The organism is Micromonospora sicca (assembly GCF_003172935.1).
Lineage (GTDB): Bacteria > Actinomycetota > Actinomycetes > Mycobacteriales > Micromonosporaceae > Micromonospora > Micromonospora sicca.
This window is the reverse complement of record NZ_QGKS01000084.1, coordinates 1-13,766: the sequence shown is the minus strand read 5'-3', so window position 1 is coordinate 13,766 and position 13,766 is coordinate 1. Positions and strand designations below refer to the sequence as shown.

Genomic DNA, 13,766 nt, shown 5'->3' with positions numbered 1-13,766 from the left:
CCGCAAGCACGCCGGCTGACCCCAGCCCCCGCACCACCCACCGGAGCCCGGGCCGCGTGGGGCGGTCCGGGCTCCGGTGGGTGGTGCGGGGGCTGGGGTCAGCCGGCGTGCTTGCGGCGGGCGGCCATCCGGCCCCGCTGCGTCTGGTCGAGGACGACCTTGCGGATGCGCACCGCGGTCGGGGTCACCTCGACGCACTCGTCCTCGCGGCAGAACTCGAGGGCCTGCTCCAGCGACAGCTTGCGCGGCGGGATGAGCTTCTCGGTCTCGTCCGACGTCGACGCCCGCATGTTCGTGAGCTTCTTCTCCTTGGTGATGTTGACGTCCATGTCGTCGGAGCGGGAGTTCTCCCCGACGATCATGCCCTCGTACACCTCGGTGGTCGGCTCGACGAAGAGCTGGCCGCGCTCCTGCAGGTTGATCAAGGCGAACGCGGTGACCGCCCCCGCCCGGTCGGCCACCAGCGACCCGTTGTTGCGGGTGCGCAGCTCGCCGAACCACGGCTCGTAGGACTCGAAGACGTGGTGCAGGATGCCGGTGCCCCGGGTGTCGGTGAGGAACTCGGTGCGGAAGCCGATCAGGCCGCGCGCCGGGACCAGCCACTCCATCCGGATCCAGCCGGTGCCGTGGTTGACCAGCTGCTCCATCCGGCCCTTGCGGGTCGCGAGGAGCTGCGTGATGGCGCCCAGGTACTCCTCCGGGGCGTCGATGGTTAGCCGCTCGACCGGCTCGCAGGTCTTGCCGTCGATCTCCTTGGTGACCACCTGCGGCTTGCCCACGGTCAGCTCGTAGCCCTCCCGGCGCATCTGCTCGACCAGGATGGCCAGCGCCAGCTCGCCACGACCCTGCACCTCCCAGGCGTCCGGCCGCTCGGTCGGCAGGATCCGCAGCGAGACGTTGCCGACCAGCTCCTTGTCGAGCCGGTCCTTGACCATCCGCGCGGTGACCTTCGAGCCCTTGACCCGGCCGACCAGCGGCGAGGTGTTGGTGCCGATGGTCATCGAGATCGCCGGCTCGTCGACGGTGATCAGTGGCAGCGGCTGCGGGTTCTCCGCGTCGGCCAGCGTCTCACCGATCATGATCTCCGGGATGCCGGCGACCGCGATGATGTCGCCCGGGCCGGCCGAGTCGGCCGGCTTACGCTCCAGCCCCTCGGTCATCAGCAGCTCGGAGATGCGGACCCGCTGGGTGCTGCCGTCGGTGCGGCACCAGGCCACCGTCGCGCCCTTGCGGATGGTGCCCTGCCGGACCCGGCACAGCGCGAGGCGGCCGAGGAACGGCGAGGCGTCGAGGTTGGTGACGTGCGCCTGCAGGGGCGCGTCCTCCTCGTACGCGGGCGGCGGGATGGTGTCGAGCAGGGTGCGGAACAGCGGCTCCAGGGAGCTGCTGTCGTCGGGCACCGAGCCGTCGGCCGGCTGGGTCAGCGAGGCGATGCCGTCGCGGGCGCAGGCGTAGATGATCGGGAAGTCGATCTGCTCCTCGTCGGCGTCCAGGTCGAGGAAGAGCTCGTAGGTGTCGTCCACGACCTCCTTGATCCGGGCGTCCGGCCGGTCCACCTTGTTGATCACCAGGATGATCGGCATCCGGGCGCTGAGCGCCTTGCGGAGCACGAAGCGGGTCTGCGGCAGCGGGCCCTCGCTGGCGTCGACCAGCAGGATCACTCCGTCGACCATGGTCAGGCCCCGCTCGACCTCGCCGCCGAAGTCGGCGTGGCCGGGAGTGTCGATGATGTTGATGGTGACCGGATCGGACCCGTCCGCCGGCAGGTAGTGCACGCCGGTGTTCTTGGCCAGGATGGTGATGCCCTTTTCCCGCTCCAGGTCCCCCGAGTCCATCACCCGCTCGGTCGTCTCGCCGCGGGCGCCGTAGGCGCCGGCCTGCCGCAACATGGCGTCGACCAGGGTCGTCTTGCCGTGGTCGACGTGGGCGATGATGGCGACGTTGCGGAGGTCGGTGCGAAGCTGCATACCCTCCATACTCCTGTCTGCGGTTGCCGGTGCGCGTGTCGGGGTCACCCCGAGATCGCCCGGATCTCTGCCGAAACTGCTGTTCCGACCGTTCCTGCGGCTGGCATGCTGGCCCCCGTGCTGCTGGGGACCGGATGCCTGACCTGCTGATGTCGCTGCAGGGCCTGCCGTCCCTGTTGATCTACCTGGTCGCCGCGACGATCGTCGCAGGCGAGACGGCGGTGATCTTCGGCTTGCTGGTGCCGGGAGAGGCGACCCTGTTGCTGGTCGGCTTCTTAGCCTACGCGGGGACGCTGCGGATTATTCCGGCGCTGCTGGTGATGACGGGTGCTGCCGTGATAGGCGACACACTGGCCTTCCGGGCCGGCCGCCGGTACGGCCCACGGCTGCGCGCCTCCGGCCTGGGCGCCCGGATCGGCCCCGAGCGCTGGCACCGGGCGGACGCGATGCTCGCCCGACTCGGCGGGCGGGGGTTCTTCGCCGCCCGCTGGGTGGCCTTCGCCCGCACCCTGGCGCCCCGGCTGGCCGGCGCGGCGGGCCTGCCGTACCGGCGGTTCGCGCCGTGGAACCTGGCCGGGGTGGTCACCTGGGTGGGCGGCTCGGTCCTGCTCGGCTACCTCGCCGGCGAGTCGTACGAGCGGGTCTCCCACCTGCTCGGCCGGGCCACCGGTGCGGTGCTGGTGCTGCTGCTCTGCCTGGTGGCCGTGGTGCTGGCCGGCCGGTGGCTGGGCCGCAACCCCGACCCGGCGCGGGCCCTGGCGTCGCGGGCCGCCGGGCTGCCGCCGCTGCGCTGGCTGCGGGCCCGGTACGGGGTGCTCTTCTTCCTGCTCACCACGCGGTTCGGACCGGCCTGGACGCTGCTGCTCAACCTCGCCGCCGGCCTGCTGCTCCTGTTCACCGCCGGGCTGGCCATCGCCTTCGCGCTGGAGGCCGGGGTCCGGTACAGCGGGCTCGCGGTGGTCGACGGCCTCCTCGCCGACTGGTTCGCCGACCGGCGTACCCCCGGGGTGGTCCACGCCGCGTCGACGGCGGCCTCGGTGCTGCGCGGGTCCGTCCTGATCGCGCTGGTCGCGCTGCTCGCCGCCGTGCTGGCCTGGCGGCACCGGCCCTGGCGGGCCGACCTGCTCAGTGTCGTCGGCACGGCGGGGGCGTTCATGCCGCTGGTGGTGCTGGCCGTGGTGGCCGATCTCACCGGACCGGGCGGGCCGGGCGACGCCGGCGTCCTGTTTCCCACCCAGAACGCGGTGGTGACGGCGAGCCTCGGCACGCTGGCCTGGCTGCTGTCCCGGGGAGCGCCGTGGCCGGCGGCGGTGGCCGCCTGGACGGTCGCGGTCGCGGGCGTGGTGGCGATCGGCGGCGCCCGGCTCTATCTGGGCTGGAGCACGGCCAGCGGCACCGCCACCTCCGTCCTGCTCGGGATGGCCTGGACGGCGGTGTTCATGGTCGCCTGGGCCACCCGGGACCGGGCGGTCGGCGACGGGGGGACGGCGGACGGCCCGACCGGCGACGAACCGACCGCGACCGCCGGCGCGAGACGCGCCCGATGACGATCCGGCCGGGAGCTGCGGGCGCGCCGGAGCCGACCGACGTCGATGGGCCGGGCGGTCGCGGCGTCGTCGGGTCCCCGCGACCCGGCCGGTCCTTGCTAAGGTCCGGCCGACAGCCACGGGGGAGGGGCCGGATGCGTCGAGGGATGAGCCGGATGGGCGCCGCGATGGTGGCCGGACTGCTGCTGGCCGCCGGGATCACCGGGTGCGGCGGCGCGGAACCCGAGCCCCGGGAGCTGGCCGCGCCGGTCGCGCTGCCGACGGACGGGTCCGTCGAGGCGCCGGCCGACCAGCCGAGCGAGGCGCCGCCGGGGGTCGAGGCGATGGGGGTGGCGCCCAGCGTCAAGGCCAGCCCGACCGCCGGCCCGACGGCGAAGCCGAAGCCGAAGCCCACCCGGACGGCGGCGGGACCGCTCACCACCCCGAAGCCGCCCACCGAGACGCGGGTCCCGCCGCCCCCGCCGAAGCCGGCACCGAGCGGCTGTCAGCCCACCTACAAGGGCACCCAGGCGACCCGCAGCCAGGTCAAGGCGGCGCTCGGCGACGCCGCCGCCCGCACCTACTGGCCGACCTCCGCGCCGGACATCGCCATCCCGCTCAGTCTGCTCAAGGCGACCGCCTGGCAGGAGAGCGGCTGGCAGTCCAACATCGTCGCCTGCGACGGCGGGATCGGGCTGATGCAGATCATGCCGGCCACCGCGGACTGGATGAACCAGCGCTTCGGCCAGTCGTACGACATCGGCGACTACCGGGACAATGCCTACCTCGGCGCCAACTACCTGGCCTGGCTGACGAAGTACATCGGCGACATGTACTTCGAGTCCGACTACCGGCTGGACGCCTCGCTCTGCACCGACGAGCTGAACTCCTGCCTGCTCAACGCGATCATCTCGGCGTACAACTACGGGCACAACGCGGTGGCCCGGGAGGGCGAGCCGCTGACCATCCCCAACCCGCAGTACGTGCGCAACGTGCGGGCGCTGATGACCGAGTGCGTCTGCCTGACCTACTGACCTGACCGATGCGGACGAGGTGACGGCAGCTCCCAACGCGAGCATCTTGACCGGCGAGATTGTCGGCGGCGTTCTATGCTGCTGTCCCGGCCTGTTCGACAGGGGAATCGACAAGACGTGGCAGCGCACGGCATGTACCGGCGGCGGGACGACCCGCGCGGGCGGCTGGTCTCCGACATCGCCGACGACCTGCGGCGTTACTCCGTGGACGCGCAGCACGTCGGGCACGCCTTCGCCGCCCTGCACGGGCTCAACGCCACCGACCTGCAGGCGCTGATCGCCGTGATGGACGCCGAGCTGGCCGGCGACCCGATCACCCCCGGCCGGCTGGGGGAGCAGCTCAACCTCTCCTCCGGCTCGGTCACCGCCCTGATCGACCGGCTGGAGCGGGCCGGACACATCCGGCGTGACCGGGACACCGCCGACCGGCGCAAGGTCTTCCTGCACCACGCCGACCGGGGCGCCGCCCTGGCGACGGAGTTCTTCCAGCCGCTCGGCGCGCGGACCGACCAGGTGGTGGCCCGGTTCAGCGACGAGGAGCTGGCGGTGGTCCACCGGTTCATGACCGAGATGCGCGCCTCCCTGCGCGAACACCGCGACGCGGTGCGGGCCGCCCGCCCGGAGTCGCCGCCCCGGACCGCGGACTGACCGACGTGCTCGACCGGCTCGCCACCCGACTCGCCACCGCGGTGCTGCGGTTGCCGGCCGCCCGGAGCCGGCGGGTGACCGTGACCCGGGACATCCCGGTCCGGGTCCGCGACGGGGTGACGCTCCGCGCCGACCACTACGCCCCGGACCTGACCGGCGCGCCCACCGTGCTGATTCGTACGCCGTACGGGCGGGGCGGGCCGGTGCGGCTGCTCGGCCGGCTCGCCGCCGAACGCGGCTTCCACGTGGTCATCCAGTCCTGCCGGGGCACGTACGGCTCGGGCGGGCAGTTCGCGCCGCTGGTGCACGAACGCGACGACGGCCTGGACACCGTCGAGTGGCTGCGCCGGCAGCGCTGGTGGTCCGGGGCGTTCGGCATGTTAGGCGCCAGCTACCAGGGCTTCGTGCAGTGGGCCGTCGCCGCCGAGGCGGCTGACGAGCTGAGGGCGATGGTCGCGGTGGTGACGGCGTCGGGCACCCGCGACTCGACCTACGCAGGCGAGTCGTTCGCCCTGGACACGGTGCTGACCTGGGCGGAGCTGCTCCAGGCGCAGACCGTGCCGTGGCTGGCCCGGCAGTGGGAACTCAAGCGGGGGCAGCCCCGGCTGACCGCGGCGCTGGCCCACCTGCCGCTGGCCGAGGCCGACCGGATCGCCACCGGCGTCACCGTGCCCTTCTTCCAGGAATGGCTGCGCCACCACACGCCGGACGCCGACTACTGGCGGTCCCGGGTCTTCGGCGACCGGATCGCCGAGGTGCGCGCGCCGGTGGCGATGATCAGCGGCTGGCACGACATCTTCCTCCCCGCCCAGCTCGACGACTACGCCGCGCTGCGGGCCGCCGGCGCCCACCCGCGACTGACCGTCGGACCGTGGACCCACGGCAGCCCCGGGCTCTTCGTGGCCGCCCTGCGGGACGGCCTCGACTGGCTCGACGAGCACCTGGCCGGCCGCCCGGGCACGCGTACCGCGCCGGTGCGGGTGCACGTCGGTGGAGCGGGCGGCGGCTGGCGGGACCTGCCCGACTGGCCGCCGCCGGCCGGGTCGACCCGCTGGCACCTGCACGCCGGGGGCGCCCTCGCGAAGGACCCGCCGGCCCCGTCCGCCGGACCGGATCTGGTACGACCCGGCCGACCCGACGCCGTCGCTCGGCGGTCCGCTCCTGGTCGCCCAGCGGGCCGGCGCGGTGGACAACCGGCCCGTGGAGGCCCGGCCGGACGTGCTGACCTACACCAGCCCCCCGCTCGACGCGCCGGTGGAGGTGGTCGGCCCGGTCCACGCCGAGATCCACGTCCGCAGTGAACTGTCCTACCTGGACGTCTTCGTGCGGCTCTGCGACGTGGACCGCCGGGGAAGATCCTGGAACGTCTGCGACGGCCTGGTCCGCGTGGCGCCGGGCCGCTTCCCGACCGGTCCGTCCGGCGTGGTGCGGGTGCCGGTGACCCTCTGGCCGACCGCACACCGGTTCGCCCCCGGGCACCGGTTGCGGGTCCAGGTCTCCGGCGGCGCCCATCCCCGGTACGCGCGCAACCCGGGCACCGGTGAACCGCTCGGTACGGCAGTGACGCTGCATGCCGGGGGCCGGGAGATCCTGCACGATCCGGAGCATCCGTCAGCGATCGTCCTGCCGCTCCTCGACCTCGGTCCACAGTCTTCTCTCAGTTCCAGATAGTGCCTCTGACCTGGGCAAACTGGTGAACGACCAGATATGGTCGGGTCAACTGCCCGGTGCCGTGCAGCACTCGCCGGGCGCATCCCCGGATCACCCCGCCGCCTACGCGGTGTGATCACCGTGCCCGGCCGCGAACGATCGGGAGGGGGGCACCCCATGACGCGGGCTCCGGCGAACCTGTTGGCGGTACGCACTCTGCTGCTCAGTCATCTGAACGTCGATCCGAACGTCGTACGGCCGGAGGACCTGGAGCCCGCGGAGGTCGGCATCGTCGGCGACCCCAGCCACCGCGGCGGCTATCACTGCGGTTCCGACCGGGTCGTGGCGAACGACTACTCCGTGGTGGAGTCCAGCCGGGACTCCTCCGGTCTCACCCTCGACGCGGCCGCCCTGGACGTCGGCACCTTCCAGGTCTCGGCGGGCGGTCGCGCCCACAACCTCTACACGTTCTCCACCTGGTGCGTGGCGGAGTGCGTCGCCGGCGCCCCGGACACCGGGGACCTCCGGGAGATCATCTACTCGCCGGACGGCGCCGTGGTGCGGCGGTGGGACCGGCTCGGCAAGCGCAGCACCGGCGACAGTTCCCACCTGTTCCACACCCACTTCAGCTTCTTCCGCGACTCGATCAAGGCGAACCGGGACCAGACCCCGCTGTTCCGCCGCTACCTGACCAGCATCGGACTCCTGGAGGACGACATGAGCGCCGCGGCCGAGAGCCAGATCGCCAACCTCTACTCCGCCATGTTCTACGGCGGGCCGAGCATGGGGCGGAGCGTCGACCCGGACGGATCCGGGCCCCAGTCGGCCAGCAACAGCGTGGTGGCCAAGCTCGACTATCTGATGCTGCGGGTGGACGCGCTCGGCGTCGCGCTGACCAACCTGGCCAACAGGGACTTCACCAACGAGGAGGCGATCATCGCCGGCGTGCTCGCCGGGCTCACCCCGGAGAAGATCGCGGCGGCGCTCCCGCCCACCATCGCCAAGGACGTCGCCGACGAGATGGCCCGCCGGCTGGCCGCCTGACGGAACGCGCCACCGGCCGGGCCCGATCCGGCAACGACAGTTCCGCAATAGTTATTGCGCAACTGTCGTTGCTGGTGTCAGAGTGGGCGTATGCCGAACCCCGACGTCCGACAGGTGACCGACTCCCGCGTCCTCGCCGCGCTCGCCCACCCGCTCCGCCGCCGCCTGATGGACGTGCTCAAGGTGCACGGTCCGGCGACGGTCGGCCTGCTCGCCGAGCGGACCGGCCAGGCGCCGGCGAACGTCAGCCACCACCTCAAGGTGCTGGCGAGCGCCGACCTCGTCGCCGAGGCACCCGAGCTGGCCCGGGATCGCCGGGAGCGGTGGTGGCGCCTGCAGAGCCGCGGGGTGCGCTGGTCCAACAGCGACTTCGACGCCGACCCCGCCGCCCGGGCGGTCGCCGATGCCGCGACCTCGCTCAACCTGGACCGACAGGCCGCCCTCGCCCGCGCCTGGCACGCCGCGCCCGACGAGGCCCAGGCCGCCTGGGGCGACGGGCCCTTCTCCACCGACCGCTGGCTGCACCTCACCCCGGAGGAGCTGGCCGAGCTGGGGCGCGAGGTGATCGACCTGTTCGCCCGCTGGGCGGACCGGGAGGTTCCCGACGACGGTCGGCGGCGCGAGCCGGTCTTCCTGTTCGCGCACGGCATCCCGGCGCAGCCGTGAGCGCGCCGACGACGAGCCGACTGCCCGACCCGCCGGTACGCCCACGCGGAGGGCTGTTCCGGCACCGGGACTTCCGGCTGCTCTGGACCGGGCAGGCCGTGAGCAGCATCGGCAGCAACGTGACCACCGTGGCGCTGCCACTGGTCGCGCTGGCCGTGCTGGACGCGACCACCTTCCAGGTCGCGGTCCTCACCGCCGCGGCGTGGCTGCCCTGGCTGCTGGTCGGCCTGCCGGCCGGAGCCTGGGTCGACCGGCTGCGCCGCCGCCCGGTGCTGATCGTCTGCGACCTGGTGTCGGCCCTGCTGTTCCTCAGCGTCCCGGTGGCCGCCGTGCTCGGAGTGCTCACCATCGGCCAGTTGCTGGCCGTGGCGCTCGGCGCCGGCCTGGCCCGGGTCTTCTTCGAGACCGCCGACCAGGCGTACCTGCCGACCCTGCTACGGCCCGAGGAGGTGCCGGAGGGCAACGCCAAGCTGCAGGCCACGCAGACTGCGAGCTACGTCCTCGGTCCGGGGCTGGCCGGCCTGGTCGCTCAGCTCGCCGGGGCGGTCACCGCCCTGCTGCTCGACGCGCTGAGCTTCCTCGTCTCCGCCGCCTGCCTGGGGCGGATCCGCACGGTCGAGCGTCCGGTGCCGCGCCCCGACGGGCCCCCGTCGCTGCGCCGGGAGGTGGCGGCCGGGATCCGCTTCGTCGCCCGGGACCCCTACCTGCGGGTGATGACCCTCTTCGGTGCCGCCAGCAACATCGGTCTCACCGGCTACCAGGCCGTCCTGGTGGTCTTCCTGGTCCGCACGGCCGGACTGTCGCCCGGCCTGGTCGGGCTGCTGATCGGCCTGGCCAGCGTGGGCGGGATCGTCGGCGCGACCGTGGCCACGGCCGTCGCCCGCCGGGTCGGCACCGCCCGCGCGATGCTGCTGGCCGCCCTGGGCAGCGGGCCACCCGCCCTGCTCATCCCGCTCACCGTGCCCGGCGTCGGGGTGGTCTGGCTGCTCCTCGGCGGAGTCGCGATCAGCCTCGCCGTCGCCGTGGGCAACGTCGTCAAGGGCAGCTTCCGGCAGACGTACACCCCGCAGGCGCTGCTCGGCCGGGTGACGGTCAGCATGCAGCTGCTCAACTACGGGACGATCCCGCTGGCGGCCGTGCTGGCCGGGGCGCTCGGCGCCGCGTACGGGCCGGGCCGGGCGATGTGGGTGATGACCGGCTGGCTGGCGCTGACCCCGCTGATCCTGCTGGTCGGGCCGCTGCGGTGGCGACGCGACCTGCCGGCGGCGCCGGAGGTGGCCTGAGATGCGCTGCGGCGGCGGTCGGAAACCGACCGCCGCCACCGGCACAGAGCTACATCGGACGGACGTTGTCCGCCTGCGGCCCCTTCTGCCCCTGGGTCACCTCGAACTCGACCTTCTGGCCCTCGTTGAGTTCCCGGTAACCACTGCTCGCGATGGCCGAGTAGTGGACGAACACGTCCGGGCCTCCGCCGTCCTGCTCGATGAAGCCGAAGCCCTTTTCCGAGTTGAACCACTTGACCGTGCCGGTTGCCATGCAATCTCTCCCTGTTCAAAGCGGGTGAACACCGGCCGCGCGGCCGGGTGATCGCCCTGTACCACCCTGACAGTAGCGGTCCGGGCCGCAATCCGCTGCCGGAAGTGCCGGCGCGCCCTCGAAATCCGCTCGCGGAGCGGGAAATCCACCCGGTCCCGGCCGACCCGGGGCATGCTTGCCCCGGTGAGGGAACGCGCGGCGCTGGCCGACCTGGAACGGGAGATCGCCGTGCCCGGCTTCGGTCTGGACCGGCTCCAGCTGGTGGAGACCCCGTTCGTGCCCGAGGTGCGGCTGCACCTGGCCGAGGACGCGATCGTCTGGTGGGCCCGGATGGAGGCGGCGGCGGGTCACCCCCTGCCGCCGCCGTACTGGGCCTCCGCCTGGGCCGGCGGGCAGGCCCTCGCCCGCCACCTGCTCGACCACCCCGAGCTGGCCGCGGGCCGCCGGGTGCTCGACCTGGCCGCCGGGTCGGGGCTGGTGGCCATCGCCGCCGCGCTCGCCGGCGCCGACCAGGTGGTCGCCAACGACATCGACCCGTACGCCGTCGCGGCGGTCACCGTCAACGCGCGAGCCAACCGGGTGGTCGTTGCCGCCACCGCCGACGACCTGCTCGACTCCACGGTGACCGCCGACCTGCTGGTGGCCGGGGACATCCTCTACGACGCCGCGCTGGCCGAACGGGTGCTGCCGTTCCTGCAGCGGGCCGCCGCCCGCGGCGCCGAGGTGCTGGTCGGCGACCCCGACCGGGGGCACCTGCCGCTGGGGCGGCTGAAGGTGGTGGCCAGCTATCCGGTGCCCACCACCGAGCCGTCCGTGGACTCCCCGGTGCGTCGGGTGCAGGTGCTGCGCCCGGCCTGACCGTCGACGCGAGTCGGGGTCGACCCCGAGTCGGGATCAGGGGCCGGTGGGGGATCGGACCCGATGTGCGCAGGGTCGGGGCGGCCATAGCGTACGGGCATGACGGATCTGCTGGCCCAGTTCGGTGAGCTGCCCACCGCCCTGCTGATGAGCACGCTCGGGATGGTCATGCTCGCCGACGCCGTACCGCTGCTCGGCGTACTGGTGCCCGGCGACGCCGCGGTGCTGGCCGCGGTCGGCGCCGGCCGGCCCGCGACCGGGCTGGCGACCGTGGCGGCGGTGGTGGCCGGCTGCCTCGCCGGTTGGTCGCTCAGCTTCCTCGCCGGTCGGCGCTGGGGCGACCGGCTGCGGCACAGCCGGGTGGGCGGCTGGATCGGCGAGTCGCGGTGGGCGGCGGCCGAGGTGATCCTGCGCCGCGGCGGCGGCCGGATGGTGCTGGTCGCGCCGTTCCTGCCGGTGTTCAACGCGCTGCTGCCGCTGGCCGCGGGCGGACTGCGGATGTCCTACCGGCGATTCGCGGCCTGCGCCGCGCTCGGCGCGACGGCCTGGGCGGGCCTGTACGTGCTGCTCGGCACCGTCGCCCGGGCGTTGGCCGGGCTGCTGCCCGGGGCGCCGAACCCGACCGTGCTGACCATGGCGGTCGGCCTGCTGCTCGCCGGTCCGGTGCTGCTGGGCACCCGGCACCGGCTCCGCGCGTTGGCCGGGGTGGGCACGTCCGCCTGACCGGTCACGCCGGCGACGGGGGCCGGCGGTGGCCGCGGCGCGCGGCCACCGTCGGGGTCGGACCGGCGGCCGGTACGGGCGGTCGGGCCCGCACCGGCGGGGGACTCACCAGCCGCGGGCGCGCCACTGGGGCACCGAGGGACGCTCCGCGCCGAGGGTGCTGTCCTTGCCGTGGCCCGGGTAGAACCAGGTCTCGTCCGGCAGCCGGTCGAAGACCTTGTGCTCGACGTCGTCGATGAGCTGCCCGAACCGCTCCGGGTCCTGGTCGGTGTTGCCGACCCCGCCGGGGAAGAGACTGTCGCCGGTGAACAGGTGCGGGGTGCCGGCCGGGTCGCGGTAGAGCAGCGCGATCGAGCCGGGGGTGTGCCCCTTGAGATGGATGACCTCCAGCGGGCAGCCGCCGACCGCGACGGTGTCGCCGTCGGTGAGCGTCTCCGCGTCGATCGGCAGCCCGTCGGCGTCGTCGGCGTGCACCAGCGGGCGGGCGCCGGTCTTGACGACCACCTCCTCCAGGGCCACCCAGTGGTCCATGTGCCGGTGCGTGGTGACCACCGCGGCCAGCCCGCCGTCGCCGACCAGTTCGACCAGCCGGGGCGCCTCGTTGGCGGCGTCGATCAGCACCTGCTCGCCGGTGTCCCGGCAGCGCAGCAGGTAGGCGTTGTTGTCCATCGGGCCCACCGACACCTTGGTGATGGTGAGCCGGTCGAGTTCACGGACGGCCGGCGCACCGCCGGGCGTGACGTCTCCGCTGTAGGTCATGGCTCTGCTATATCCATTCCGGTGGGGTCGGCAGGGGGCCGTCGGGGGTGACGGCGAGCACCTCGCCCGCGCTGCGTCCGATCAGCCAGGCGGCGAGTTCGGGCGCCGGGCCGGTGATGGTGGGCGCCCCCTCGGGATCGCCCACGACGAGTTCCTGGCGGACCCCGTCGAAGCGCAACACCATGGCCGGCGCCTCCGGCCGGCCGGCCAGCCCGGTGGCCACCTCGTGCAGCAGCCGCTGGGCGAACGCGTCCGGCCACTCGGCCGGCCGGTAGCCGGCGGCCAGGTCCACGTGGTGCACCTCGATCTCGCGGAGCCGACCCCAGACCAGCAGGGCCGCCGGCCACGGGCCGCGCCGCGTCTCCACGCTCGTCGCCCACGCCTCGACCGGCATCGCGTCGACTGCCTCGACGAACCGCTCCGAGCTGCGCCGCAGGTCGTCCAGGAGGGCGGCGGGCGGGCGATCGGCGCCGGCCTCGATGTCCGCGGTACGGGCGTCCGCGCTGGCGTACATCGGGATCTGCTCGCCGGTGCGCGCGGCGGTGAGCAGGTTGACGAAGCCGTCGGCATTTCGGGCCAGGTGGGTCAGCACGTGTCCCCGGGTCCAGCCCGGGAGCAGGGATGGGGCGGCGACGTCCGCGGCGTCGAAGGCTGCCACGGTACGCAGCAGCCGGGCCGTGGCGTCGTCCACCTCGCCGGTCAGCAGGAGCGGATCGGTGGTCACGCGTCGACCCTAGCGGTCCGGCGCCCCGCCGTCGCCGTGGAAATCGCTTTCGGCGCGTCGGCGCGCCACCTACCGTCGGCCTGGAACGCGGCACCGGACGTCGGAGGAGGTGGTGGTGATCATGCCGGTCGTAGCGCGCGTGTTTTGCCAGGTACCGCCTCGACACCGATGAGGATGCCATGACCATGGATCTGACCGCCCTCGGCTGGGACGCCGGCTGGGCGGCACACGTACGACGGGGCAGCGACCACCGGCCGGGCCGGGTGGCCCGGGTCGACCGGGGGGTCTGCACCGTGCTCTGCGCCGACGGCCCGGTCCGGGCCAGCCTGGGCGGCGGGGTGCTGGCCGCCGCCGCCCGGGACCTGAGCGCGCTGCCCTGCGCGGGCGACTGGGTGCTGGTCGGCACCTGGCCCGACCGGCGGCGGACCGTCGAGGCGGTGCTGCCGCGGCGCACGGCGCTGGTCCGCCGGACCGCCGGCAAGGACGCCAGCGGGCAGCTGCTCGCCGCCAACCTCGACGCCGCCGCGGTCGTCGAGCCGGTGCACCCGACGCCGGACGTCGGCCGGATCGAGCGGGCGCTGTCCCTGGTCCACGAGTCGGGGGCCCGGCCCCTGATCGTGCTGACCAAGAC

Annotated in this window: 13 protein-coding genes and 1 pseudogene; 10 read left to right on the top strand and 4 right to left on the bottom strand. The window is 73.8% G+C overall.

Annotation, left to right across the window (positions count from 1 at the left end):
* Positions 1-98: 98 nt before the first annotated feature.
* Positions 99-1,967 carry a translational GTPase TypA gene (typA, locus tag DKT69_RS02955; RefSeq protein WP_109800060.1) on the bottom strand — a complete coding sequence of 623 codons (1,869 nt, stop codon included), beginning with the start codon at positions 1,965-1,967 and terminating at the stop codon, positions 99-101.
* A 134-nt stretch (positions 1,968-2,101) separates the two neighbouring features.
* Between typA and DKT69_RS02950 the strand changes: the two genes are divergently transcribed.
* The 7 genes and pseudogenes from DKT69_RS02950 (at position 2,102) to DKT69_RS02920 (ending at position 9,818) form a co-directional block, all read left to right on the top strand.
* A complete protein-coding gene (locus tag DKT69_RS02950; protein ID WP_109800059.1) occupies positions 2,102-3,514 on the top strand; it encodes a DedA family protein in 1,413 nt (470 codons plus the stop codon).
* A gap of 134 nt (positions 3,515-3,648) precedes the next feature.
* Positions 3,649-4,527 (top strand): lytic transglycosylase domain-containing protein, encoded by an 879-nt coding sequence (locus DKT69_RS02945; protein WP_109800058.1) that lies wholly within the window; start codon positions 3,649-3,651, stop codon positions 4,525-4,527.
* A 132-nt stretch (positions 4,528-4,659) separates the two neighbouring features.
* Positions 4,660-5,175: a MarR family winged helix-turn-helix transcriptional regulator gene (locus tag DKT69_RS02940; RefSeq protein ID WP_109800057.1), complete on the top strand. Its 516-nt coding sequence runs from the start codon at positions 4,660-4,662 to the stop codon at positions 5,173-5,175.
* Between the two features lie 5 nt (positions 5,176-5,180).
* Positions 5,181-6,846 (top strand): annotated as a pseudogene (locus DKT69_RS40950) (CocE/NonD family hydrolase).
* 156 nt (positions 6,847-7,002) lie between these two features.
* On the top strand, positions 7,003-7,869 hold the full coding sequence (locus DKT69_RS02930) for a hypothetical protein (protein ID WP_109800056.1): 867 nt from the start codon (positions 7,003-7,005) through the stop codon (positions 7,867-7,869).
* 90 nt (positions 7,870-7,959) lie between these two features.
* A complete protein-coding gene (locus DKT69_RS02925; protein WP_109800055.1) occupies positions 7,960-8,535 on the top strand; it encodes an ArsR/SmtB family transcription factor in 576 nt (191 codons plus the stop codon).
* Complete coding sequence (locus DKT69_RS02920; protein WP_236647308.1) at positions 8,532-9,818, top strand: MFS transporter; 1,287 nt, start codon at positions 8,532-8,534, stop codon at positions 9,816-9,818. Before DKT69_RS02925 ends, DKT69_RS02920 begins: the two co-directional genes overlap by 4 nt.
* 49 nt (positions 9,819-9,867) lie before the next feature.
* On the opposite strand, the gene DKT69_RS02915 is transcribed toward DKT69_RS02920, so the two are convergent.
* Positions 9,868-10,071, bottom strand: a complete 204-nt coding sequence (locus DKT69_RS02915; protein ID WP_007462771.1) for a cold-shock protein — start codon at positions 10,069-10,071, stop codon at positions 9,868-9,870.
* Positions 10,072-10,242: 171 nt separating this feature from the next.
* Here DKT69_RS02915 and DKT69_RS02910 point away from each other — a divergent pair, with 171 nt between their 5' ends.
* Positions 10,243-10,929, top strand: a complete 687-nt coding sequence (locus DKT69_RS02910; protein WP_109800054.1) for a class I SAM-dependent methyltransferase — start codon at positions 10,243-10,245, stop codon at positions 10,927-10,929.
* Between the two features lie 99 nt (positions 10,930-11,028).
* Complete coding sequence (locus DKT69_RS02905; protein WP_109800053.1) at positions 11,029-11,652, top strand: DedA family protein; 624 nt, start codon at positions 11,029-11,031, stop codon at positions 11,650-11,652.
* Positions 11,653-11,757: 105 nt separating this feature from the next.
* On the opposite strand, the gene DKT69_RS02900 is transcribed toward DKT69_RS02905, so the two are convergent.
* Positions 11,758-12,411: an MBL fold metallo-hydrolase gene (locus DKT69_RS02900; RefSeq protein WP_109800052.1), complete on the bottom strand. Its 654-nt coding sequence runs from the start codon at positions 12,409-12,411 to the stop codon at positions 11,758-11,760.
* 7 nt (positions 12,412-12,418) lie between these two features.
* Positions 12,419-13,135 carry a maleylpyruvate isomerase family mycothiol-dependent enzyme gene (locus DKT69_RS02895; RefSeq protein WP_109800051.1) on the bottom strand — a complete coding sequence of 239 codons (717 nt, stop codon included), beginning with the start codon at positions 13,133-13,135 and terminating at the stop codon, positions 12,419-12,421.
* Positions 13,136-13,314: 179 nt separating this feature from the next.
* Here DKT69_RS02895 and rsgA point away from each other — a divergent pair.
* Positions 13,315-13,766 (top strand): GTPase RsgA (gene rsgA, locus DKT69_RS02890; RefSeq protein ID WP_368666215.1); only part of this gene is annotated, 452 nt, incomplete at its 3' end.